The organism is Micromonospora sp. NPDC000121 (assembly GCF_042899165.1).
Lineage (GTDB): Bacteria > Actinomycetota > Actinomycetes > Mycobacteriales > Micromonosporaceae > Micromonospora.
The window spans coordinates 138,075-160,252 of the sequence record NZ_JBIAZP010000013.1 but is presented as its reverse complement, the minus strand read 5'-3'; the positions used below and the strand labels follow the sequence as shown (position 1 = coordinate 160,252).

The 22,178-nt window shown below is 74.5% G+C and carries 22 protein-coding genes; 4 read left to right on the top strand and 18 right to left on the bottom strand.

The genetic code is table 11. The annotated features are described in order from the left end of the window. Window positions 1-12: 12 nt before the first annotated feature. The gene (locus ACFY23_RS28715; RefSeq protein ID WP_350819607.1) at window positions 13-3,645 is read right to left on the bottom strand and encodes a non-ribosomal peptide synthetase; all 3,633 of its coding nucleotides are present in this window, start codon (window positions 3,643-3,645) and stop codon (window positions 13-15) included. Window positions 3,646-4,170: 525 nt separating this feature from the next. Here ACFY23_RS28715 and ACFY23_RS28710 point away from each other — a divergent pair. Then, a complete protein-coding gene (locus tag ACFY23_RS28710; protein ID WP_350687252.1) occupies window positions 4,171-4,437 on the top strand; it encodes a hypothetical protein in 267 nt (88 codons plus the stop codon). Between the two features lie 200 nt (window positions 4,438-4,637). Here the strand turns inward: ACFY23_RS28710 and ACFY23_RS28705 are convergent, their stop codons facing one another. Beyond that, window positions 4,638-5,183, bottom strand: a complete 546-nt coding sequence (locus ACFY23_RS28705; protein ID WP_350687251.1) for a hypothetical protein — start codon at window positions 5,181-5,183, stop codon at window positions 4,638-4,640. A 110-nt stretch (window positions 5,184-5,293) separates the two neighbouring features. Between ACFY23_RS28705 and ACFY23_RS28700 the strand changes: the two genes are divergently transcribed. Both ACFY23_RS28700 and ACFY23_RS28695 read left to right on the top strand, forming a co-directional pair. Then, on the top strand, window positions 5,294-6,526 hold the full coding sequence (locus tag ACFY23_RS28700) for a GNAT family N-acetyltransferase (protein ID WP_350687250.1): 1,233 nt from the start codon (window positions 5,294-5,296) through the stop codon (window positions 6,524-6,526). A gap of 198 nt (window positions 6,527-6,724) precedes the next feature. Continuing rightward, window positions 6,725-7,045 carry a hypothetical protein gene (locus ACFY23_RS28695; protein WP_350819606.1) on the top strand — a complete coding sequence of 107 codons (321 nt, stop codon included), beginning with the start codon at window positions 6,725-6,727 and terminating at the stop codon, window positions 7,043-7,045. A 148-nt stretch (window positions 7,046-7,193) separates the two neighbouring features. On the opposite strand, the gene ACFY23_RS28690 is transcribed toward ACFY23_RS28695, so the two are convergent. From ACFY23_RS28690 to ACFY23_RS28675, 4 genes are all read right to left on the bottom strand, one after another. Further along, window positions 7,194-7,688, bottom strand: a complete 495-nt coding sequence (locus ACFY23_RS28690; RefSeq protein ID WP_350684431.1) for a ribose-5-phosphate isomerase — start codon at window positions 7,686-7,688, stop codon at window positions 7,194-7,196. A 71-nt stretch (window positions 7,689-7,759) separates the two neighbouring features. Next, entirely contained in the window at window positions 7,760-8,959 is a 1,200-nt protein-coding gene (locus ACFY23_RS28685; RefSeq protein ID WP_350684430.1) for a DUF1015 family protein, read from the bottom strand. A gap of 190 nt (window positions 8,960-9,149) precedes the next feature. Continuing rightward, the gene (locus tag ACFY23_RS28680; protein ID WP_350684429.1) at window positions 9,150-9,575 is read right to left on the bottom strand and encodes a hypothetical protein; all 426 of its coding nucleotides are present in this window, start codon (window positions 9,573-9,575) and stop codon (window positions 9,150-9,152) included. Between the two features lie 170 nt (window positions 9,576-9,745). Then, window positions 9,746-10,369, bottom strand: coding sequence for a DsbA family protein (locus tag ACFY23_RS28675; RefSeq protein ID WP_350684428.1), 624 nt, complete (start codon window positions 10,367-10,369; stop codon window positions 9,746-9,748). A 213-nt stretch (window positions 10,370-10,582) separates the two neighbouring features. Between ACFY23_RS28675 and pepN the strand changes: the two genes are divergently transcribed. Further along, on the top strand, window positions 10,583-13,132 hold the full coding sequence (gene pepN, locus ACFY23_RS28670; protein ID WP_350684427.1) for an aminopeptidase N: 2,550 nt from the start codon (window positions 10,583-10,585) through the stop codon (window positions 13,130-13,132). 230 nt (window positions 13,133-13,362) lie between these two features. Here pepN and ACFY23_RS28665 read toward each other — a convergent pair whose 3' ends face one another. The 12 genes from ACFY23_RS28665 to ACFY23_RS28610 form a co-directional block, all read right to left on the bottom strand. Continuing rightward, the gene (locus ACFY23_RS28665) at window positions 13,363-13,770 is read right to left on the bottom strand and encodes a DUF5130 family protein (protein ID WP_350684426.1); all 408 of its coding nucleotides are present in this window, start codon (window positions 13,768-13,770) and stop codon (window positions 13,363-13,365) included. Then, complete coding sequence (locus tag ACFY23_RS28660) at window positions 13,757-14,044, bottom strand: hypothetical protein (protein ID WP_350684434.1); 288 nt, start codon at window positions 14,042-14,044, stop codon at window positions 13,757-13,759. Before ACFY23_RS28660 ends, ACFY23_RS28665 begins: the two co-directional genes overlap by 14 nt. A gap of 73 nt (window positions 14,045-14,117) precedes the next feature. Next, a complete protein-coding gene (locus ACFY23_RS28655; RefSeq protein WP_350684425.1) occupies window positions 14,118-15,581 on the bottom strand; it encodes an amidase in 1,464 nt (487 codons plus the stop codon). A gap of 49 nt (window positions 15,582-15,630) precedes the next feature. Beyond that, the gene (locus ACFY23_RS28650) at window positions 15,631-16,059 is read right to left on the bottom strand and encodes a hypothetical protein (RefSeq protein WP_350684424.1); all 429 of its coding nucleotides are present in this window, start codon (window positions 16,057-16,059) and stop codon (window positions 15,631-15,633) included. Then, window positions 16,056-16,274: a type II toxin-antitoxin system VapB family antitoxin gene (locus tag ACFY23_RS28645; RefSeq protein ID WP_350684423.1), complete on the bottom strand. Its 219-nt coding sequence runs from the start codon at window positions 16,272-16,274 to the stop codon at window positions 16,056-16,058. The genes ACFY23_RS28650 and ACFY23_RS28645 overlap by 4 nt, the downstream gene beginning before the upstream one ends. Window positions 16,275-16,302: 28 nt before the next feature. Next, the gene (locus ACFY23_RS28640; RefSeq protein WP_350684422.1) at window positions 16,303-17,346 is read right to left on the bottom strand and encodes an amidohydrolase family protein; all 1,044 of its coding nucleotides are present in this window, start codon (window positions 17,344-17,346) and stop codon (window positions 16,303-16,305) included. Beyond that, window positions 17,346-17,870, bottom strand: coding sequence for a 3-hydroxyanthranilate 3,4-dioxygenase (locus tag ACFY23_RS28635; protein ID WP_350684421.1), 525 nt, complete (start codon window positions 17,868-17,870; stop codon window positions 17,346-17,348). Before ACFY23_RS28635 ends, ACFY23_RS28640 begins: the two co-directional genes overlap by 1 nt. Continuing rightward, window positions 17,867-18,295, bottom strand: a complete 429-nt coding sequence (locus ACFY23_RS28630) for a RidA family protein (protein WP_350684420.1) — start codon at window positions 18,293-18,295, stop codon at window positions 17,867-17,869. Before ACFY23_RS28630 ends, ACFY23_RS28635 begins: the two co-directional genes overlap by 4 nt. A gap of 135 nt (window positions 18,296-18,430) precedes the next feature. Further along, the gene (locus ACFY23_RS28625) at window positions 18,431-19,204 is read right to left on the bottom strand and encodes a fumarylacetoacetate hydrolase family protein (RefSeq protein WP_350684419.1); all 774 of its coding nucleotides are present in this window, start codon (window positions 19,202-19,204) and stop codon (window positions 18,431-18,433) included. 55 nt (window positions 19,205-19,259) lie between these two features. Further along, complete coding sequence (gene dmpG, locus ACFY23_RS28620; protein WP_350684418.1) at window positions 19,260-20,321, bottom strand: 4-hydroxy-2-oxovalerate aldolase; 1,062 nt, start codon at window positions 20,319-20,321, stop codon at window positions 19,260-19,262. Next, entirely contained in the window at window positions 20,318-21,331 is a 1,014-nt protein-coding gene (locus ACFY23_RS28615) for an acetaldehyde dehydrogenase (acetylating) (protein ID WP_350684417.1), read from the bottom strand. Before ACFY23_RS28615 ends, dmpG begins: the two co-directional genes overlap by 4 nt. Continuing rightward, window positions 21,328-22,128, bottom strand: a complete 801-nt coding sequence (locus ACFY23_RS28610) for a fumarylacetoacetate hydrolase family protein (RefSeq protein WP_350684416.1) — start codon at window positions 22,126-22,128, stop codon at window positions 21,328-21,330. Before ACFY23_RS28610 ends, ACFY23_RS28615 begins: the two co-directional genes overlap by 4 nt. Window positions 22,129-22,178: the final 50 nt, after the last annotated feature.

The window sequence follows — 22,178 nt, the reverse complement described above, 5'->3', positions numbered from 1 at the left end:
GTACGCGGCTGGTCACCCTGGTCCCGCCGGCAGCAGCAGCCGGTCGGTCGCCCGTCGCTCGTGCTCGCCCAGCCAGGCGCGGTAGGCGCCGACGGACGGCCCGAGCCGGTGGTCGGTGAAGCCCCGGCGCCGTTCCAGCTCGGCGCAGCCGTCGCGGCGGAACAGCCGGGGGTTGTCGGTGAGCAGCGTCGCGAAGACCGCCCGCAGCCGCTCCTCGTCGGTGCCGGCCCCGGGCGGGAAGAGCGCGAGCAGCACGGCGGCGGCCCGGTCGCCGTCGGTCGCCGCCTCGCGCAGCGCCGCCACGAAGCGCACGCAGCTCACCCGGGGCAGGGCGTCCGCGCCGGCCAGCGGCAGGTCGGTGAAGTCGACACTCACGGGGTGCAGGACGTGCAGCGTGCTGCCCCACACCCGCGGGTCGACGACGGTGGCGACGATCCGCCGCGCGGCCCAGTCCACGGGTGTCCAGTCGGAGCGGACCGGCGCGTCGGGGCGCATCCGCAGCCGGTGGCAGGCGGCCAGCAGCAGGTGGGTCAGCGCCCGGGGGTTGGGCTGCCCGTCGTCTGCGGCGGGCATCACCTCGCCGAGACGCAGCACGGTGACGGTCGCGCCGCGCCGCCGGGCCTCGGCGAGATACCGCTCCGCCACCCACTTCGACCGGCTGTAGCCACTGGTGGGCGGGACGACGTGGGCCGGGTCGCACCCCTCCGGCAGCGGGTCGGGGCGGCGGGCGGCCTCGGTGTCGAGGACGCCGAGGGTGGAGACGTGGTGCAGCGGCTTCGGCCGGCCGGTCAGCGCCAGCCGGAGCAGCTCGGCGGTGCCGAGGACGTTCGCCTGACGGTGGGCCCGGTAGTCGAACAGGAAGTTGACCAGCGCCCCGGCGTGCAGCACGAGGTCGCAGTCGTGGGCCAACCGGGCCCAGGTCTCCGGGTCCAGGCCGAGGGCGGGTCGGGCCAGGTCCGCCGCGTACCCGTGCAGGCGCAGCCCGTGGCCGGGCCGCCACAGGCCCCGCTCGGCCAGCGCCCGGACGACGCGGGCGGTGGCCTCGGCGTCGTCGGCGGCCCGCGCGAGGCACAGCACCCGGACGTCGGTGGTGGCGAGCAGTTCGTGGACCAGCCGCGCGCCGACGAAACCGGTGGCGCCGGTGACCAGGACGGTGCGCGGCGACCGACGCCGGGCGACGGGGCGCACCGGCAGGTCGGCCGGGACGGCCGCGTCGCGTTCCACCAGCTCGGTCTCGGTCTCGGCGGGGTCGGCCGCGCGCAGCCGCGCCGCGACCACCCGGGCGAGCCGGGCGGCGGTGGGGTGGGTGAAGAGGTCCTGGACGCCCACCCGGACGCGGTGGTCGGCGCCGAGCGCGGTCACCACGTCGAGGGCCTGGAGCGAGTCGCCGCCGGCGTCGAGGAAGTCGGTGTCCGCGTCGAGGTCCGGCCGGCCGAGGACGGTCCGGAACACGGCCAGCACCCGGTCCGGGAGCGTACGCGCCTCGGCGCGCGCGGCGGCCGCGCGCGCCCGCTCGGCGAGCGTACGGTCGAGCCAGGTCTCCAGGGCCCGCCGGTCGACCTTGCCGTTGCCGGTCAGCGGCAGCGCGTCCCGCACCACGACGTGCCGGGGCACGTGGGGCCGGGGCAGCAGCCGGCGCAGGTGCGCCCGCACCGCCGGCTCGGTCACCTCCGGGTCGGCGGCGACGAAGAGGGCCAGCGACTTCCCCCGGCCCTCCCGGGCGAGAAGCACCTTCGCCTGCCGCACCCCGGGCAGCCGGGTGGCGGCGGTCTCGATCTCGCCGGCCTCGATCCGGACGCCGTTGACCTTGAGCTGGAAGTCGCGCCGGCCGACGAAGTGCAGCCGGCCGTCGGCGGCGAGCCGGCCCAGGTCCCCGGTGCGGTAGAGCCGGGTGCCGGGGATTCCGGGCAGCGGGTTTGGGACGAACACCTCGGCGGTGCGGGCCGGGTCGTCGAGGTATCCCTCGCCGAGGCAGACCCCGCCGATGACGATCTCGCCGGTCGCGCCGGGCGGCAGGGGGCGCAGTTCGGCGTCCACCACCGTCGCGTAGCAGTTGTCGATGGGCCGGCCGATGGGGATGACGTCGCCGTCGGACCGGGTGACGGTGTGGAAGACCATGCCGATGGAGGCTTCGGTCGGGCCGTACCCGTTGGTGGCCGACACCCCCGGCACCAGGTCGGCCAGGCGGTGCACCGCCCACGGGTCGATCTCCTCGCCGCCGACGATCACGTGCCGCAGCGTGGCGACGGCGCGGCGGGCGGCCGGGTCCCGGTCCAGGACCGACACCAGCGCGCCGAGCACGCTCGGCACGAAGTCGGTCATCGTGACGGCCTCGTCGGCGATGGTCCGGACGGTCCGTTCGACGTCGAGGAAGCCGCCCTCGACGGGCACCACCACCCGGCCGCCGGTGGTCAGCGGCCAGAACATCTGCCACACCGACGAGTCGAAGGTGTGCCGGCTGTTCTGCAGCACCACCTCCGCGCCGCTGGCCGCGAAGTAGCGGGTCATGAACCGGAACCGGTTGGCGATGCCGTCGTGCCGGTTGACCGCGCACTTCGGGGCGCCGGTGGTGCCGGAGGTGAAGATGCCGTAGATCAGGTCGCCCGGGCCGACGGGCACCCCGGGCCGGCGGCGGGTCGGGGTGACGTCGTCGAGGTCCACGGGCAGGCAGGGAACCTCCCCGGTGTCGGGACGCGGGTCGCCGCCCCGGACGACCGCGAGCCGGGGCCGGATCACCGCCAGGGACGCGCGCAGCCGGTCCGCCGGCCAGCCGGGGTCGACGGGCACGAAGGCCGCGCCGAGCTTCATCAGGGCCAGGTCGACGACGGGGAGTTCGAGGCCGTCGGCGAGGAGGACGGGCACCACGTCGCCCCGTCCGACCCCCCGCGCGGCGAGGGCGGCGGCGACACCGTTGGCCAGGTCGTCCAGTTCGCGGTAGGTCAGCGAGCGCCCCCGGAACGACACCGCCCGGCGGTGCGGATGCAGGTCGACGCGGTGTTCGATCATGCGGGGCACCGCCACGAAGGGCCCGTCGTCGTGCCGGCGGCCGGCGGCCCGCTCGACCAGCGCCCGGGAGGCGGGCCCGAGGGCCGGCGCCTCCGACGTGGGCGTCGTCGGGTCGGCGAGCAGGGCGGCCAGCAGTTCGGCGTACATCTCCGCCACGGCGGCGGCGCCGGCCGACCACGGGTCGTCGGCGGCGCAGCGGAGCACGACCGTGACCGCCGTGTCGGTGACGTCGGCGGCGAGCAGCACGGGCGGGGCGTCGGCGGGCGGCGTCGGCGCCCCGCCGTCGAGGACCACGAGGACGTGGTCGCCGCCCTCGTGGTCGGGCGCGTCGGCGCACGCGCGGACCGCGGCGCGGGCCCGGTCGCCGGGCATCCGGTGCAGGTCTGCCGGCCAGGCCGGCAGATCCAGCACCTCCACGCCGGCCCGGACCCGGACCGGCGCCTGGCGGCCCAGGCGGTCGAGCAGTTCCACCGCGGCCAGGGCGGCGGTGGCCACCCGGTCCCGGTCGCCGTCGGCTTCGCTGCCCGGGTCGGCCGCGGGGTGCGGCCCGACGGCCGCCGGGCGGGTGGCGGTGTACCGGTACGTCGATCCGTCCGAGACGGGAACCGGTGCCGCGGACCCGCTGTCGCCCGACCTCATCACGCCTCCTGTCCCGAGCCCGTGCGGCTGTCGGTCACAGCCGCGGACGGAGCTGCGTCGGCCCGACACACGCCGACAATGATCGGCATCGGTCGATGGCCGGCCGCTGGTCATGGACACTAGAGGGCTGATCGACGGTATGGAATATGCAACTTTCTGCTACATCGATATCCATCACTGAAATGCGCCGGCGTCGGTCGGCCCCACCCCCGGACGCTCGGACCGCCCGGAAACCGGCCCGCGACCAGCCGACCCTCCGGACCCCGCCGACCGGGCACGGAGTTCCCGCACCCGGCGCCGCCGGGCGGCCGGGGGCCGGGACGGGGCCGCGCCGCACGCTATCGTCACCCGGTCGAGCAGGGCGGATCACGTCCGGTAGTCGCCGGCACGGTGGGCGTAGCGGGGGCGGACACGCGCGGGAACCCGGCCGGGGCGGGCCGGCCGGGTTCCCGCACACCGTTTCCGCGACTAGCCGCCGAGGCGACCGTCCGTTTTGCGCCGGGACCGCCCGGGTACCGCAGCCCCATGGACACGAACACGAAGGCACACCTGGTCGGCGGCCCCCGGGACGGCAGCACCATCGACGCGGGCGGCGACGCCCTCGTGGAGGTGGAGATCGACGGCATGATGCACCGCTACATCCGCACCACCAAGCAGCACGGCGAGCACGGCACGATCTACAACTACGACGGGATGGTCGCGCCGGACGGCGGGCAGCCCGGTGTCGAGGACCCCGCCGCCCGGGTGGCGTCCCCGAAGGCGGACGCGGAGGGCCACGGCGGCAAGCACTGACCGCCGGGTCAGGCCGACCCGGGGGCGGATGAACCGCGACCGGCCGGGTAAGCAGCGGCCGATCTGGTGGAGTGGAGAACGACCGGGGTCGCGACACCCCGCGACCGGGCGCGCGGGCGGGCGGCGGACGCCGACCCGCCCGGGCGTGCGGCGGGTGACACGGTTCTCTCCGGCCAGTTGGGGTGAGGTCCCCTGTCCGGTCAGTTCCCGGTGATCCAGTTCCAGGCCGACATGACCCACTCGGTCTGCTGCAGGTAGGCGATGCCGAGGCCGGCCAGGAAGACCGCCGTGACCAGGTGCGCCCCGCGCGCGCTGCGCCGCACCCGGCCCAACTGCCGCTCCAGCACCACCCGGCCGAGCAGCCGGGCCAGCGCGAAGAGACCGGCCGCCACCAGCAGGCTCAGCACGAAGATCAGCAGCGGCCCGGCCAGGTCGCCCCCGCCCGAGATCGCCCAGATCCCCCAGCAGACGAACGCGAAGAGCGCCCCGGCGGCGCTCCACTCGCCGCCGCGCTTGAGCTGCGCGACGTGCCAGCTCAGCGGACGCCGCGGCGCCGACCCGCCGGGCCAGCCCGTGTCGGCCGGCTCCTGACCGACGACGGGGAACGGTTCGGTGCGCGGAGTCCGGGGCTGCCCGACCGAGGCCACCCCCCGTCGGTACGCGTCCCGCTGCGGCGGCACCCCGACACCCGGCTGCGGCGGCACCTCGACGGTCCGCTCGGCCCACGGCTGTGTCTGGTCGGCCATCTCGTCCCCTCCCCTGGACCGACGGCGCCCACCGGCCACCGTCCGGCTTCGAGGGTAGCCAGCCGGCAAATCGGTCGCCGAGTCCGGACCGATCGACTAGACACGGCGGCGTGACGAATCCCCCACTTCCGGTCGGGACCGCCCGAGCCGAGGACTTCGACGAGTTGGCCCGGCTGCTGGGCCACCTCTTCCACGCACCGTCCGACCCCGGGACGCACGAGGTCGAGCGGGCGCTCTTCGAACCGGAGCGCACGCTGCTCGTCCGGGACGGCGGCGAGGCGGTGGCCACCGCGCGGGCGTTCACCCGGGAACTCACCGTGCCGGGCGCGCGGGTGCCGGCCGCCCACGTCAGCGGGGTGGGCGTCGCACCCACCCACCGCCGCCGGGGGCTGCTCACCCGGCTCATGGTGCGGCAACTGCGGCAGGTGCGCGACGAGGGCCGGGAACCGGTGGCGGTGCTGTGGGCCAGCGAGGGCGGCATCTACCCCCGCTTCGGCTACGGCCTGGCCGCCCAGCGGCTCTCCGTCCAGTGCGCCACCGTCGCGCTGCGGATGCCGGACCCGACACCCGCCGAGGGCCGGCTGCGCCTGGCCGCGCCGGCCGACTGCCGGGCCGAGCTGGCCCGGGTGTACGACCGGGTGCGGCCCGAGCGCCCCGGCTGGTCCAGCCGTGACGAGGCGTGGTGGCGGTACCTGCTGGGCGACCCGGCCGACCGACGGGGCGGCGCCACCGAGCGCCGGGCGGTGCTGCACGAGGGGCCGGACGGCGTGGACGGGTACGGGCTCTTCCGCACCCGGGCGAACTGGGAGAGCACCGGGCCGAACGGGATCACCACGGTCGACGAGGTGGTGGCCGCCACCCCGGCGGCGTACGCGGCGATGTGGCGGATGCTGCTCTCGCTCGACCTGACCGGGCAGCTCTCCTTCGGGGCGGGCGCGGTGGACGAGCCGCTGCTGCGGCTGGTCAACGAGCCGCGCCGGCTCGGCGCCCAACTGATCGACGCGCTCTGGCTGCGGGTGGTGGACGTGCCCGCAGCGCTCGCCGCCCGCCGGTACGCGACCGGTGTCGACGTGGTGATCGAGGTCACCGACGAGTTGCTCCCGGAGAACGCCGGCCGCTGGCACCTGACCGGCGGGCCGGAGCGGGCCGGGTGCGCGCCGACGGACCGGCCGGCCGAGCTGGCCTGCGACGTGCGCTGCCTCGGCGAGCTGTACCTGGGTGGCGCGGGGCTGGCCGCGCTCGCCGCCGCCGGCCGGGTACGCGAGCTGCGCCCCGGCGCGTTGGCCGCCGCGGGTCCGGCCTTCGGCTGGCACCGGCTCCCCGCCGGCATGGAGGTGTTCTGACCTCCCCCCTGCACCCGACCGCCCGCTGCCGGCGCCGTCGTCGGTCGGTCCGGTGGCCGTCCGTCACCGCCCGCAGCGGGCGGGCCGGCGCCGGGTGGGGTGGGCGGCCGGGCGGGGTGGGCGGCGGCCGGGCGGGGCGGCCGGGCGGGGTGGGCCGGGCGGGCGGCGGCGGCGGGCCTCGGGCGGTACGGTCGGCTGATGGGGGACGTGGAACGACGGCGACGCCGGCTACGGCACCCGGGCGGCCCCTCGGGCACGCCCGAGGGGCCACAGGCCACGACCTCCGACGTGCACGACGGCGCCGAGCCCCCGCGTGGTCGCCGGGGCGGCCCGGGCGACGAGGGCGAGCGCGGCCTGCGCGGCCTGGTCGGCTCCGGCTCGTCCCAGGTGGGCGTGACGGCCGCGATGCGGGCCCGCGACGCCGCCCAGCCGACCGCCGAGGACCTGGCCGCGGCCGAGGAACGCGTGGTGGTCATCCGCCGGAACTGGACGCCCCGCGAGGACCTCCCCCGCCGCTGACCTCGGCCCCGCCCGCGTGCCGCCCAGCCGAACCCGGACCGCCCGAGGGATCGTGGCAGGAAGGTGCCCCGGTAAGGGCCTCTTCCTGCCAAGATCCGCCTCAGCCGTCACCCTCCGGGGCTCCCCGGCTATCGGAGTGCGGGAGTCGTCAGGCGGAGTGCGTCGGGCTGTTGGACCCAGGAAGGGCGGGGAGCTGGCGGGTGCGCTCGTAGTCGGCCATCTGGCCGATCCGGCGGGCGTGCCGCTCGTTTCCCGAGAACGGGGTGGTCAGGAACGCCTCGACGATGGCGGTCGCCTCGTCCAGGGTGTGCTGGCGCGCGCCGACCGCGACGATGTTCGCGTCGTTGTGCTCGCGGCCGAGCTGGGCGGTCTCGATGCTCCAGGCGAGTGCCGCCCGGACCCCGGTCACCTTGTTCGCGGCGATCTGCTCGCCGTTGCCGGAGCCGCCGATGACCACCCCGAGGCTGCCGGCGTCCGCCACCACCCGGTCACCGGTGTGCAGGCAGAAGGCCGGGTAGTCGTCGTCCGGGTCGTAGGCGTGCGGGCCGACGTCGACGACGTCGTACCCCTCCTTGGTCAGGTGGTTGACCAGGTGCACCTTCAGCTCGAAACCGGCGTGGTCGGATCCCAGGTAGACGCGCATACCGCGCAGTCTGTCAGGGCGCGCGCCCGGGACGCCGCGCGGGCGGCGCCCCGGGGCGGATTCGTCACAACTCAGCGGGACAGCTCGGCGACCACCAGGCCGCCGCGTGCCTTCGGGGTGAACCAGGTGCTCTTGCGCGGCATCTTCTCCCGCGCCAGGTTGACGGCCACGAAGTCGTCCACGGTCACCGGGGCGATCAGGACGGCCAGCTCGGCCCGGCCCGCGTCGACCTCGCCGGTCAGCCAGCTCGCCGGGTAGTCGCCGCCGACGTAGGTGATCCGCTTGTCGCCCGGGTCGAACCCGAGGGCGTCGCGCAGCAGCAACCGCTCGACGAGCGCGTGGTCCAGGTTCTCCAGCCGGCCGCCGCCGACGTGCGGCAGGGTGACGGCGTACCCCCGGCCGGCGAGACGGAGGTGGACGGTGCCGCCGGCCGCCGGGACCTCGACCGGGCCGTCGATCGGGGTGACCTCCGCGCCGGCCGCGCGGAGCCGGTCGAGCAGCTCGTCGGCGGTGGTGGTCAGCTCGCTGACCAGCCGGTTGTAGGGCTGGATCGCCACCGACGCCGGCGTGGTGATCACCGACAGGAAGCGCGGCAGCCCGCCGGTCTGCGCGGCCAGGCTGCGGTGGTTGCCGTCGGCCACGACCAGCTCGCCGCCGCCCGCGAGGGCGGTCAGCTCGTCCTGCTGCGGGCCGGGGCCGAGCAGCCAGATGGCGTGGGTGCGCCCGGCCTGGTCGGTGTCGGTCGCCGCGGGCGCCCCGGCCGCGTCGGTCGCCGCCGCGAGCGCGGCGTGCAGCTCGTCGCCGCGCCCGGTCTGCAGCAGCAGTACAGGCGAGAGGAGGTGGCCCAGCGCCTCGGCCAGCGCCACCCGCTCCCGCACCTTGGCGATGAAGACGTCCTCGTTGCGGATGACCAGACCGGGCTCGTCGGCGCGGGTGGAGATCTGGTCGGTGTCGGTCATGGCCCAGAGCCCGTACGCCGGCTCCTCCCCCGGCGCGCTGATCCGGTAGAGGACCACCACCTGCTCGGCCGGGGTGTAGCTGCCGTCGGCCTTGGCCTCGGCGAGGCGGGTCACCGCGTCCGGCAGGGCGTCGAGGAACGACTTCCCCAGGCTCTCCGGCGCCCGGTGCGGCATCTCGATGCCGAGGGCACTGTGCGGGTTCGCCTCGATGATCGCGGTGATCTCCGCGTCGTCGGCGAACTCGTCGTAGTTCTGCGCGCCGGTGCCGCCAGTGGTGATCCAGGCCCGGGCGATCGGATGCACGACCGTCATGTGCGACCACGCTACCGGCGACGCCACCACCGGCGCGGCGGGACCCGCGCGGCGTCCACCAGATGAAAGAGCGGCCGTCCCCGGTCCGTCGGATCGGGTGGCGCGGCGGTCACGCCGCCGGCAGGCGGTGCCGCCGCCAGCCGCGGCGGCGGCCCGTGGCCGGACGGCCGCTCCCCCGCCCGACCGGCGGCTACTTCGCCGGCAGGCGGTGCCGGCCGGCCGACGCGTGAGCGCCCGCCGGTCGCCGGCCCGAACCGCCCGGCGCGGCGGGCAGGATCGTCCGCGGCCCGGCCGTCGACGCCGGCCGGTGCTCGACCGGCGCGTTGCGGCGCTGCTCGGCCGACGGCGTGAGCCGGTGCTCGACCGGCGCGTTCCGCCGGTGCTCGACCGGCGGGGTGAGCCGGTGCTCGACCGGCGGGGTGAGCCGGGAGGTGGCCGGCACGCGGGCGACGCCGACCACGATCGGCGGGGCGAGCAGGTCCACCATGTGTGCGGGAAGGTCGGGGCGGACCGCCGGCCAGCGGGAGTCGTCGACCGACCAGTACGCCGCCTCCGGGCCCTCGGTCACCTCCTCCCCGGTCAGCGGATCGTCACCGGAAGCACGGTGCTTGGCCATCGGCATTGCCTCCACGAGCTGCGGGTGCGGCCCTGCGGGTCGCTGCGGCGGACACCGAAGAGAACGAGTCCGCCGGCCCCCCGGTGACGCCGGCGACCCCGGCCCGCCGACCGGGGCCGCGAGCGGTACGCCGGGTGGGGCCGGCGCCCGGCTCGCGGCCGCCGTGGCGGTCAGTCGAAGATGGGGCCGAGCTCGCGGGAGCGCTTGAGCTCGTAGAAGCCCGGGGTGCCGGCGACCAGCAGGACGCCGTCCCAGAGCCGACCCGCCGCCTCGCCCTTCGGGCGCGGGGTGACCACCGGGCCGAAGAAGGCGACCGTGCCGCCGTCCGGGCCGGGCGCGTGGATCACCGGGGTGCCGACGTCGGTGCCGACCGGGCGCATGCCGGCCTCGTGGCTGGCCCGCAGCGCCTCGTCGTAACCGGCGCTCTCGGCGGCGTCGGCCAGCTCCGGGTCGAGCCCGGCGTCGACCAGCGCGGCCGCGAACAGCTCCGGCGAAAGCTTCTCCTGCCCGAGGTGGATCCGGGTGCCCAGCGCGGTGTAGAGCTTCCGGACGGCGTCCTGGCCGTACCGCTGCTCCACCGCGATGCAGACCCGCACCGGGCCCCAGCCCATGCGCATCAGCTCCTGGTACTTCTCGGGTACCTCCCGGCCCTCGTTCAGCACCGACAGGCTCATCACGTGGAAGCGGACGTCCACGTCCCGGACCTGCTCGACCTCCAGCAGCCAGCGGGAGGTGATCCACGCCCAGGGGCAGATGGGGTCGAACCACATGTCTACGGCGACACGCTCGCTCACGGTGGGTCCCTTCGCGACAGGTGGCGCCGGCCTCCGGCGCCTGCCCCGATCTTCACCCCGGCGGGCATCGACCGGCACCGGAATGAGAGCGTGACCTCGCCCACCGCGGGGTGTTCGTGCATGGAAGACTCGAATCCGGCCGTCACGAGCGGTCGGTGACGGGCGCCAACGAGGGCGTACGGCGAGACGGGATGGAGACGAACAGTGCCGGGAGTGCGCAACCTGACGCAGGTCGAGGCCACCGAGCGGGCCCGACTGCTCGACGTGACCGGGTACGACATCAGTCTGGACCTCTCGACCGCCGTCCAGGCGGCCGAGGGTCGCACCTTCCGATCCACCACCGAGATCCGGTTCCGGTGCGCCGAGCCGGGGTCGAGCACCTTCATCGAGGTGGCCGCCGACTCGGTGCGGTCGGCGACGCTGAACGGCGCCCCCGTCGACCTCGACGGCTGGTCGGCGGAGAAGGGTCTGTCGCTGTCCGGGCTCGCCAGCGAGAACACGCTGGTCGTCGTCGCGGACTTCGCGTACTCGAACAGCGGGCAGGGCCTGCACCGCTCGGTCGACCCGGTCGACGGCGAGACCTACCTCTACAGCCAGTTCGAGACGGCGGACGCGCAGCGGGTCTTCGCCTGCTTCGACCAGCCCGACCTGAAGAGCGTCTACACCTGGCACGCCACCGTCCCGGACCACTGGAAGGTGGTCTCGAACATGCCGGTGGAGCGGGAGGAGCCGGCGGGCGAGGGCCTCAAGACGGTGCACTTCACCACCTCCGCGCGGATGAGCACCTACATCACCGCGCTCTGTGCCGGGCCGTACCACGAGGTGCGGGACAGCCACGACGGCATCGACCTGGGCGCCTACTGCCGCGCCTCCATGGCGCAGTACATGGACTCGGACGACCTCTTCCTGATCACCAAGCAGGGCTTCGACTTCTTCCACGAGCAGTTCGGCGTGCGTTACCCGCTGCCCAAGTACGACCAGCTCTGGGTGCCCGACTTCAACGCCGGCGCGATGGAGAACTTCGGCTGCGTCACGCACGCCGAGGCGCACTACATCTTCCGCTCACAGGTGACCGACTTCGAGTACGAGCAGCGGGCCAACACGATCCTGCACGAGCTGGCCCACATGTGGTTCGGCGACCTGGTCACCATGCGCTGGTGGAACGACCTGTGGCTGAACGAGTCGTTCGCCGAGTGGGCCAGCCACTGGTGCAACACCCACGCGACCCGGTTCCGCGAGGCGTGGACGACCTTCCTCTCCATCCGGAAGAACTGGGGCTACCGGCAGGACCAGCTCTCCTCCACCCACCCGGTCTACTGCGAGATGCCCGACCTGGAGGCCGTCGAGGTCAACTTCGACGGGATCACCTACGCCAAGGGCGCCAGCGTGCTCAAGCAGCTCGTCGCGTACGTGGGCGAGGAGCCGTTCCTGGCCGGCCTGCGGGCGTACTTCGGCAAGCACGCGTGGGGCAACGCCACCTTCGACGACCTGCTCTCCGAACTGGAGGCCGCCTCCGGCCGGGAGCTGCGCAAGTTCGCCGCGCAGTGGCTGGAGACCGCGCAGGTCAACACGCTGCGGCCGGAGGTGACCATAGGCGCGGACGGCGCCTACGAGAACGTCGTGGTGCGCCAGGAGGCGCCGGCCGGGCACCCGACGCTGCGCACGCACCGGATCGGGGTCGGCCTCTACGACCTGACCGACGGCCGGTTGGTCCGCCGCGAGCGCGTCGAGGTGGACGTGACCGGTGAGCGGACGGAGCTGGCCGAGCTGCGCGGCGTGCGCGCCGCCGACGTGCTGCTGCTCAACGACGACGACCTCACCTACACCAAGCTGCGGCTGGACGAGCGGTCGATGGCCACCGTGGTGCAGCACATCGCGGGGCTCGAGTCGTCGCTGGCCCGCGCGCTCTGCTGGACGGCCGCCTGGGACATGACCCGGGACGCCGAGCTGGCCGCCCGCGACTACGTGGCGCTGGTGCTGGCCGGGCTGCCCGCCGAGACCGACATCAACTTGGTCACCGCGACGCTGCGGCAGGCCACCACGACGCTCACCGTCTACGCCGACCCGGCCTGGGCGCCGACCGGCTGGGCCGAGCTGGCCCGTACCGCGCGCACCGCGCTGGCCGCCGCCGAGCCGGGCAGCGGCTTCCAGCTCGCCTGGGCCCGGGCGTACGCCTCGGCGGCCCGCTCGGCGGAGGACCTGGCCGCCCTGCGCGGCTGGCTGGCCGGCAGCGGCGTCCCCGCCGGGCTGACCGTCGACACCGAGCTGCGCTGGACGGTGCTGCAGGCGCTGGTCGCCAACGGCGCGGCCGGTCCCGCCGAGATCGAGGCCGAGCTGGCCACCGACCGGACGGCCAGCGGCGACCGGGAGGCGGCGCACGCGCACGCGCTGGTGCCGACGGCGGAGAACAAGGCCGCGGTCTGGGCGGAGCTGACCGGGCCGGAGGCGCTGCCGAACTGGCGGCACCGGGCGCTGCTGCAGGGCTTCACCCACGCGGCGCAGGTCGAGCTGGTCGCGCCGTACCGGGAGAAGTACTTCGCCGCGGTGGGCCAGGTGTGGGCCAGCCGGGACAGCGAGCCGGCGCAGGAGTTCGCGCAGTTGGCGTACCCGACGTACCTGGTGGAGGAGGAGACCGTGGCGGCGACCGACGCGTGGCTGGCCGCCGACGGGCACCCGGCCCCGCTGCGCCGGCTGGTCGCCGAGGGGCGCGACGGCGTCGTCCGGGCCCTCAAGGCCCGCGCCAAGGACGCCCAGAGCGCCTGAGCAGGTCCGACGGGCCGGGGCCGGCGTGGGGAGACCCGCGCCGGCCCCGGCCCGTTTCGTGCGGGTCCCGCCCGGGCCGCCGCCGGTCGCGGTGTCCCGGTAGGCGGTGGGGGACGTCAGCACGCCGGGTCGCGGCACGATGCCCTGGCCGACCGTCCGGCCGCCCGGGTCCGCTCACGACGAAGCCCGGCCCGCACAGGCGGACCGGGCTTCGGTGTGAACGGGGGTGCTCAGCCCTTGCCGGCGTGGCTGGCGAGCTGGTCGAGGCCGTTGATGATGCCGCCGGCCAGGTCGCCGCCGCCGAAGGCCGCCACCATGGACAGCGCGGCGAGCCGGGCGTACGTGTCCGGGATGCGCTTGCGGGCGTGCCGGCCGGTGACGATCTCCAGCTGGCGCTGGTTGGGCGACACCGCGATCAGCACGGACCGGTCCGGCTCGGCGAGCTGGCGGTGCAGCCGCTCGGCGTGCTCCCGGATCGGCTCGTCGAGGCCGCCGACGAACACCGAGAAGACCAGGCCGGTGCCCTGGTCGGCCAGGCGCAGGGCCTCGTCGATGCGCAGCAGCTGGCGGGTCGAGAACGGCCCGTCCAGCACCTCGGGCGGGGTCCCCGTCCCGACCTGCTTCTCACCAACGGTCACTTGCGCCTCCGGTTCCACCGGCCGGCGCCTCGATGCCGGCCTGCTCCTGCTTGCGGCTGGTCAGCGCCGGCGCCTGCGCGCCCGCTGCCAGGGCGGTGCCGGCCGAGTCGGCCAGCTGCTCCGGACGGCCCAGGAACCAGACCGGAGTGAAGTCGAAGGGCCGGCCCGGCCGGTAGCGCTTGTCGCCGCCACCGCCGCCGCCACGGCTACCGGCGTACGCCAGGCCGGCGATCACCAGCACCGCGGCCGCCGGGATGCCGACGAAGACCAGCAACGTCTCGGTTACAGACAATCCCAACGCCCCCAGGCGGAAGAAGAGACCTCGAACATCCGGGTCGGGTGGACGATCATGGTGTCGACCGCCCGAGTCCGCTGCCATTCACGTTAGCGGAGCCGACGGCCCGCCAGATTGCGGGGTGGCGATCCCATCCGCCACTGGCGTTCTCCAGTTGCGCAGCGGTGGCGACCAACCTCGCGTCGTCGCCGTACCGGCCGGTGAGCAGGACGCCCACGGGCAACCCCTCGGCGGTGACGCCGACCGGCAGCGAAACCGACGGATCGCCGGTGACGTTGAAGACCGCGCAGTAGGGCGAGAACCGACGTTGCCGGTCGAAATCCTCCGCCGGGTCGCCGCCCTCGGCGAACCAGCCCACCGGGGCCTGCGGCGCGGCGAGCGTCGGGCAGAGCAGCAGGTCGCACCCGGCGGTGCGCCGGACACCGAGGCGCACCTGCGCCTGGAGTTCGCCGAGCGTGGCGGTGAGGGTGCCGGCGGAGACCTCCGCGCCCCGGGCGCGCAGGTGGCGGGTCAGCGGCAGCAGGTCGCCCTCCCGCTCCGGCGGCACGGGCGCGAGCGCCAGCACGTACCAGACGATCTCGAACAGCGGCCACACCGCCGGCCCTAGCGGCGCGGGGACGTCGACCACCTCGTGGCCGGCGGCGGTGAGCAGCGCGGCGGCCCGGTCCACGGCGGCGACGCAGTCGGGGTGGACCGGCTCGTCGGCGAGCATCGGGGCGGTGAACCGCCCCACCCGCAGCCGACCGGGCTGCGCTGCCCGGGCCGCGGCGAGGAAGCCGCCGGCCGGCAGGGCGGGCGCGAGGTAGGGCTCGCCGGGCACCGGCTGGGCCAGCACGTCGAGCAGCGCCGCCACGTCGGCGACCGTCCGCCCGACCGGCCCGTTGGTCGGCAGGCCGTAGGCGCCGAACCCGACGGGGCCGCCTGGAACCAGGCCCCGGCTCGGCTTGTAGCCGACCAACCCGCACAGCGACGCCGGGATGCGCAGCGAGCCGCCGCCGTCGGAGCCCTGGGCGGCGGGCACCAGCCCGGCCGCGACGGCCGCCGCCGCCCCGCCGCTGGAGCCCCCGGCCGTGTACGCCAGGTCCCACGGATTGCGGGCGGGCGGGGCGACCAGCCCCTCGGAGTAGAGTGAGCAACCCAGCTCCGAGGTGGTCGTCTTGCCCAGGCTGACCAGCCCGGCCGCGCGCATGAACCGGACCACGTCGGCGTCGACGGGCGGCACGAAGTCGGCGAACGCGGCCGAGCCGAAGGTGGTGCGCACCCCGGCGGTGAGGGTGAGGTCCTTGATCGCCGTCGGCACGCCGTGCAGCGGGCCGCGTTCCCCGGCGGGCGCGGCGTCGGCGGCGCGGGCCGCCGCGCGGGCCAGCTCCGGGGTGACCGTGACGAACGCGCCGACCGTGTCGCCGAGCGCGTCGACCCTGGTGAGGTGGTGCTCGACCAGCTCGACGCTGGACAGCTCGCCGCGGGCGATCGCAGCGGCCTGCTCCAGCGCGGTCAGGTCGTGCGGCTCGGCCATCCCCCCATCCTCCCGGTTCTGCCGGCCATCGCCAGCCCGACACGAGCGGTCAGGACAAAGTGCCCGCTGGTGCCACCCACTCGCTCCGGGGCCCCCCGACCTCGGCCAGAAGGTCGAAGTCACGGTGGTAATGCAGCACGACGGCCGAGTACTCGGCAGCGACGGCCGCCACGGTCACGTCCACCGGACTGGCCGCGCGGTGGTGCCCGCGAGCGGTGAGCGCCAGTTGCAGGTCCCGCGCTCGGGTGGCGACCGCGGCAGTCACCGGAAGATCGACCATGAGCTGGGCCCGGCGGGCACGGATGGCCATGGCGTCACGGAAGTCGCGCGCGCTTCTGCAATCTTCAAGATCCAGCGGTAGACAGCTGGCGGCCAGTCCCTCCACGAGGACGGCGGACAAGCGCTTCTGCACGACGGGAAGACGCATCCGGGCCCAGGCCGACGTGTCGATCAGGTAGAGACCGCCCGGGATGGTCACGCCGCATCCTGCTGGCCCGGCGGCGTCTTGTCGTCGTCCACGATCCCCGTCCAGTCACGGTCAATCGACAACAGTTCCCGGACCGCCTCCAACCGCTCGCTCCGCTCGGCCACCAGACGCAGCGCCGCGTGGATGGTGTCCTTCTTGCTCTTGGTGCCGAGTTCGAGCCGGGCGCGCTCGAGCAGCTCATCATCAAGGTCAATAACGGTCTTCACGCATCCACTATATACGCGACCGAAGGGTTTATATACTCATCGTCCCGAGGAAGTGCAGGGCGTTGCCGCCGAGGAGCTTGGCGCGCTGGTCGTCGGTGAGGAAGTCCGCCTCGCGCACCACCCGACCGACCGGCCGCTCCCCCAGCGGGTACGGGTAGTCGCTGCCGAGCAGCACCCGGTCGGCGCCCATCGTGTCGACCAGCAGCCGCAGCGCCGGCCCGGAGAAGACGACCGAGTCGACGCGGAACCGGTCGACGTAGGAGCTGGGCGGGGCGGCGGAGGATCCGCGTACCAGGTCGCCGCGGCGGTGCCAGGCGTTGTCGGCACGGCCCAGCCAGAAGGGGAAGCTGCCGCCGCCGTGGGCGAAGCAGATCCGCAGCGTGTCGGGCACCCTGTCGAAGACGCCACCGAGGATCAGCGCCAGCACCGACAGGTGCGTCTCGGCGGGCATCCCGGTCAGCCAGCGGGCCATCCAGCGGTCGAGCCGGGGGCCGCCCGGCATGTCCCACGGGTGCACGAAGACCGGCGCGCCGACCTCGGCGCAGTGGGTCAGGAACTGCACGATGCCGGCGTCGTCGAGGTCGCGGTCGCCGACGTGGTTGCCGATCTCCACGCCCGCGTGCCCGGCCGCGAGGCAGCGGTCCAGCTCGGCGCAGGCGGCGTCCGGGTCCTGCAACGGCACCTGACAGAACGGCACCAGCCGGTCGCCGCCGGCAGCGGTGACCTCCAGGGTGAGGTCGTTGAAGATCCGCGCGACCTTCGCGGCCTGGTCGGCGGGGCGGTCGTAGCCGAAGAAGACCGGGGTGGGCGAGACGACCTGCACGTCGACGCCGTCCGCCGTCATGTCGCCGAGGCGCGTCGGGGCGTCCCAGCACTCCGCGCCGACCGGCCGGAACTCCGTCTCCCCCACCATGATCATGGCGGCGCGCTCGGAGTCGACCCGCAGCCAGGGCCAGCCGGACCCGCCGCACGCCGCGGCGAGGTCCGGCCATCCCTTCGGTACGACGTGCGTGTGCACGTCGACCACCGGGAACCGCGCCTGCCCCGGCAGGCCGTCGGCGGGCACCGCCATCAGCCCTTCCCCGGGTGCAGCGCGCCGCAGTTGTCGCAGGTGCGCGCCTTCTCGTCGGCGTAGAACGCCTGGAAGACCGGGGGCAGGTCGGCGGCGATGTCGCGGACCTGCAACTCGACCTCGTGCACCTTGTGGCTGCACTCCGGGCAGTACCACTGGAACCTCTCCAGCGTGCCCTCCTCGCGGACCCGCTCGATGACCATCCCGATCGAGCCGGCCTCCGGCCGCTGCGGCGAGTGCGGCGTGTTGCGCGGCAGCATCCACATCTGACCCTCGCGGATGTGCACCGTCCGCGGCCCCTCCGGCGTCATCAGGTTGACGTGCATGTTGCCCTTGACCTGGTAGAAGAACTCCTCGTACGGGTCGACGTGGAAGTCGGTGCGCTGGTTGGGCCCGCCCACCACCATGACGATGAAGTCGTCGCTGCCCGGCAGCATCTCCTTGTTGCCCACCGGCGGCTTGAGCAGGTGCTGGTTCTCGGCGATCCAGCCCGGAAAGCTGAACGGCTCCGCGATGTCACTCATGACTGACCTCCCGAGGGAAGAAGGGCCACGGCCTGAATCTCGATGAGCAGGTGCGGGTGGGGCAACTGGTGCACCGCCACCGTCGTACGGGTCGGGCCGGTCGCGTCGAAGAACTCCGCCCAGACCTCGTTGTAGCCACCGAAGTCGTTCATGTTGACCAGGTAGGTGGTGACCTGCACGAGGTCGGACAGGTCCGCGCCGACCGAGCGCAGCAGGTCCCGGACGTTCTCGACGACCGCCCGGGTCTGCACCCGGATGTCGAGGTTGGTGGTGCCGAACTCGTCCACCTCGACGCCCGCGAAGGTGTTGTCCGGCCGCCGCGACGACGTACCGGACACGAAGACGAACCCGCCCGCCACCTTGACGTGCGGAAACGCCCCCCGAGGCACGGCCTTCCCCGCCACCACCTTCGCGCCGTCACCCATGACGACCATCCGACAGCACAAAGCGGACAACGACCACGTCAGGGGTTCCGGGCAGCCCGGCCGGCGGAGGGATCAAGCCTGACCGCCCGGAGCCGGTCGGGCTGCCCGGAACCCCCACCACGACGCGCAGCGCGTTCACGGGGCCGCCCGGAGCGAAGCGGTGCCGAGCTTCTCGACGACGGCCCGGACATGGGCACCAGGACGCAGCGGCACCGCGGCGGTGGCGGCGCCGGCCAGGAACACCCAGCCCTCGCGCAGCCGCACCCCGTGCCGACCCGCGAGGCGGAGGCCCTCGTCCAACGCCCGGCGCGGGTCGCCGAGGATCGCGGCGGTCGAGCCGACCTGCGCCACCCGCCCGTCGATCTCCAGCAGCACGCCCAGGTTGTCCAGCCCGTCCGGCACCGGGCGCCACGGCCCGACCACGAACGCGGCGGCCGACGTGTTGTCGGCGATCACGTCCGGCAGCGAGAAGGTGAAGTTCGCGTAGCGGGAGTCGATCAGCTCGATCGCCGGGGCGACCGCCCGGACCGCGTCGACGAAGTCGCCGACGGGCTCGCCGGGCTCGGGGAGCCGGTCCAGCAGGAACGCCACCTCCGGCTCGACCCGGGGATGGATGTAGTCGCCGACGTCGACCGCGCCACCGTCGGGCACCCGCATCGTGTCGGTGAGCCGGCCCCAGATCACCTCGTCCACGCCGACCTGGGCCATCTTCGCCCTGCTGGTCAGCCCCATCTTCAGCCCGACCAGCCGCTCGCCCCGGTCCAGCCGGCGCTGCAGCAGCGCGGTCTGCACCGCGTACGCGGCGTCGACGTCCAGGCCGGCCTCGGCCGCCAGTTGCGGGATCGCGGTGGCGGTGTCGGCCGCCACGCCCAACCGCTCGGCGATCCCCGCCGTGTCCGGACCGATCACCGTGCCACCTCCGTTCGCGACTGCGGGGCTCGCAAAACCGGCTCACTCCTCGCGCTCACAGCGATTCCTCCTTGCCACTGGCGAGGTCCAGCGCCACGTCCACGATCATGTCCTCCTGCCCGCCGACCATCCGGCGCCGGCCCAGCTCCACCAGGATCGACCGGACGTCCACGCCGTACTTCGCGGAGGCCCGCTCGGCGTGCCGAAGGAAGCTGGAGTAGACCCCGGCGTACCCCAGCGAGAGCGTCTCCCGGTCGACCTGCACGGGCCGGTCCTGCAACGGCCGGACGAGGTCGTCGGCGGCGTCCATCAGCGCGAAGACGTCGCAGCCGTGCTTCCAGCCGTGCAGCTCGGCGACGGCGACGAAGACCTCCAGGGGCGCGTTGCCGGCACCGGCGCCCTGCCCGGCCAGCGAGGCGTCCACGCGCACCGTCCGGCCGTGCGGCGAGCCGAGCGGTCCGTCGCCGAGGATCCGCCCGTGCTCGACCGCGACCACGCTGTTGGCGACCCCGAGCGACAGGTTGTGGTGGGCGTGGATGCCGATCTGCGTCGTCGGCTCCAGCACCTGCCGGTACGCGTCGACCCGCTCGGCCACGTCGGACATCAGCAGCCGGCCGCCGGAGTCGGTGACGTAGACGCAGTGCGCCCCGTACGACTCCATCAGTTTGGCCTGGGCGGCGAGCCCGGCCGGGTCGTTCATGTGCGACATCATCAGGAAGCCGGAGACGTCCATGCCGTTCTCGCGGGCCCAGGAGATGTGCTGGGCGGAGATGTCCGCCTCGGTGCAGTGGGTGGCGATCCGCACGCTGGTCACCCCGAGCGCCTTCGCCGCCCTCAGGTCGGCGATGGTGCCGATGCCGGGCAGCAGCAGGGTGGTCAGCTTCGCGGTCGTCAGCACCTCGGCGGCGGCCGAGATCCACTCGGCGTCGCTGGCCGCGCCGTGGCCGTAGTTGACGCTGGAGCCGGCGAGCCCGTCGCCGTGCGCCACCTCGATGGCGGCCACCCCGGCCGCGTCCAGCGCGGCGGCGATGGCGCGCACCTGGTCGACGGTGTAGCGGTGGGCGATGGCGTGCATGCCGTCGCGCAGCGTCACGTCCTGGATGTACAGGTCGGTCATGCGGTCACCTCCACGGCGTCCCGGCCGGTCGCCGCCGCGCGCAGGGCCACCAGCCGCTCCGCGGTGCGCAGCGCGGCCGAGGTCATGATGTCCAGGTTCCCGGCGTACGCGGGCAGGTAGTGCCCGGCGCCGGCAACCTCCAGGAAGACGGAGACCTGCAACCCGGCCAGGTGCCGACCCAGCGACGGCACGTACGTGTCGACCCGGTCGAACTGCACGTCCTGCTTGAGGCGATAACCGGGGACGTACTCCTGGACGGTCGCCACCATCCGCGCCACCGAGGCGGCGATCGCGGCCTGGTCGGCGTCGGCGTCCGGGCAGAGGCAGTAGACCGTGTCCCGCATCAGCAGCGGCGGGTCGGCCGGGTTGAGCACGATGATCGCCTTGCCGCGCTCGGCGCCGCCGACCACCTCGATCGCCCGGGCGGTGGTCTCGGTGAACTCGTCGATGTTCGCCCGGGTGCCCGGCCCGGCCGACTTCGAGGCGATCGAGGCGACGATCTCCCCGTACGCCACCGGGGTGACCCGGCCGACGGCGGCGACGATCGGGACGGTGGCCTGCCCGCCGCAGGTCACCATGTTGACGTTGCGCTCGCGCAGGTGCTCGTCGAGGTTGACCGGGGGCACGACGTAGGGGCCGATGGCGGCCGGGGTCAGGTCGACCACGGTGCGGCCGTGCGCCCGCAGCACCGCGTCGTTGTGCCGGTGGGCGCCGGCCGAGGTGGCGTCGAAGACCAGCTCGACGTCGGCGAACTCGGGCATCGCGACCAGCCCGTCGACGCCCTCGGCGGTGGTCGCCACGCCGAGGCGCCGGGCCCGGGCCAGCCCGTCGGAGTCCGGGTCGATGCCGGCCATCGCCACCATCCGGAGGCTCGCCGGGGAGCGCGAGGAACGCGGCGAGGCGGAGTCCGGCAGGCGCGACCCGTCGGAATCACCGCTCAACCGGAGCACCTTGATCATCAGATCGGTGCCGATGTTGCCCGACCCGATCACCGCCACCCCGACAGTCATGCCGCCTCCTCCGACGACGAGAAACACGCCCGCACCGAGCCGAGGCCGGAGATCCGCGCCTCGTACGCCGCGCCGGGGGTCACCGGCACCATCGGGCCGAGCGCCCCGGAGAGCACCACGTCGCCGGCGCGCAGCGGGTCGCCGGAGCGGGCCATCGTCTGCGCCAGCCACTCCAGCGCGTGCAGCGGATTGCCCAGGCAGGCCGCGCCCGCGCCGACCGCCACCGGCTCCCCGGCGTGTTCGAGGACCATCCCGCACAGCCGCAGGTCCACGTCGGCGAGGCGGCGCGGCGTGGTGCCGAGCACGAACAGGCCGCTGGACGCGTTGTCGGCGACGGTGTCCACGATGGAGATGTCCCAGCCGGCGACCCGCGAGTCGACGATCTCGATCGCCGGCAGCACGTGGTCGACCGCCCGGACCAGGTCCGCGGTGGTGACCCGCTCGTCGGGCAGGTCGGCGCCCAGCACGAAGGCGACCTCCGCCTCCACCCGGGGTTGAAGCAGCCGGTCGATCGCCACCTCGACCCCGTCCGGCACCGCCATCGCGTCGGTCAGCACGCCGAAGTCCGGCTGGTAGACGCCGAGGCTCTCCTGCACCGCCCGCGAGGTCAGCCCGATCTTCGCGCCGACCCGGCGGTGGCCCCGCTGCAACCACTGCCGCACCTGGAGCTGCTGGACGAGGTACGCCGAGGTGACGTCCCCCTCGGGCAGCAGCCGCCCGCGCAGCGGCGGGCAGGGCTTGCCGCTCTCCCGCGCGTCGACCAGTTCCCGGGCCGCGGCCTCGTAATCAACGCTCATGTCGCCTCCTCGCTCCGCTCGGAGCCGCCACGAGGCTCCACAACACTGCG

Excerpts from the sequence above, each read along its gene's own strand:
- ACFY23_RS28705 (WP_350687251.1), bottom strand. The coding sequence starts at position 5,183 with ATGGCCGACCAGACACAGCCGTGGGCCGAGCGGACCGTCGAGGTGCCG.
- ACFY23_RS28685 (WP_350684430.1), bottom strand. The coding sequence starts at position 8,959 with ATGACGGTCGTGCATCCGATCGCCCGGGCCTGGATCACCACTGGCGGC.
- ACFY23_RS28710 (WP_350687252.1), top strand. The coding sequence starts at position 4,171 with ATGGACACGAACACGAAGGCACACCTGGTCGGCGGCCCCCGGGACGGC.
- ACFY23_RS28615 (WP_350684417.1), bottom strand. The coding sequence starts at position 21,331 with ATGACTGTCGGGGTGGCGGTGATCGGGTCGGGCAACATCGGCACCGAT.
- ACFY23_RS28695 (WP_350819606.1), top strand. The coding sequence starts at position 6,725 with ATGGGGGACGTGGAACGACGGCGACGCCGGCTACGGCACCCGGGCGGC.
- dmpG (WP_350684418.1), bottom strand. The coding sequence starts at position 20,321 with ATGACCGACCTGTACATCCAGGACGTGACGCTGCGCGACGGCATGCAC.
- ACFY23_RS28635 (WP_350684421.1), bottom strand. The coding sequence starts at position 17,870 with ATGAGTGACATCGCGGAGCCGTTCAGCTTTCCGGGCTGGATCGCCGAG.
- ACFY23_RS28640 (WP_350684422.1), bottom strand. The coding sequence starts at position 17,346 with ATGGCGGTGCCCGCCGACGGCCTGCCGGGGCAGGCGCGGTTCCCGGTG.
- ACFY23_RS28680 (WP_350684429.1), bottom strand. The coding sequence starts at position 9,575 with ATGGCCAAGCACCGTGCTTCCGGTGACGATCCGCTGACCGGGGAGGAG.
- ACFY23_RS28690 (WP_350684431.1), bottom strand. The coding sequence starts at position 7,688 with ATGCGCGTCTACCTGGGATCCGACCACGCCGGTTTCGAGCTGAAGGTG.
- ACFY23_RS28630 (WP_350684420.1), bottom strand. The coding sequence starts at position 18,295 with ATGGGTGACGGCGCGAAGGTGGTGGCGGGGAAGGCCGTGCCTCGGGGG.
- ACFY23_RS28715 (WP_350819607.1), bottom strand. The coding sequence starts at position 3,645 with ATGAGGTCGGGCGACAGCGGGTCCGCGGCACCGGTTCCCGTCTCGGAC.
- ACFY23_RS28610 (WP_350684416.1), bottom strand. The coding sequence starts at position 22,128 with ATGAGCGTTGATTACGAGGCCGCGGCCCGGGAACTGGTCGACGCGCGG.
- ACFY23_RS28655 (WP_350684425.1), bottom strand. The coding sequence starts at position 15,581 with ATGGCCGAGCCGCACGACCTGACCGCGCTGGAGCAGGCCGCTGCGATC.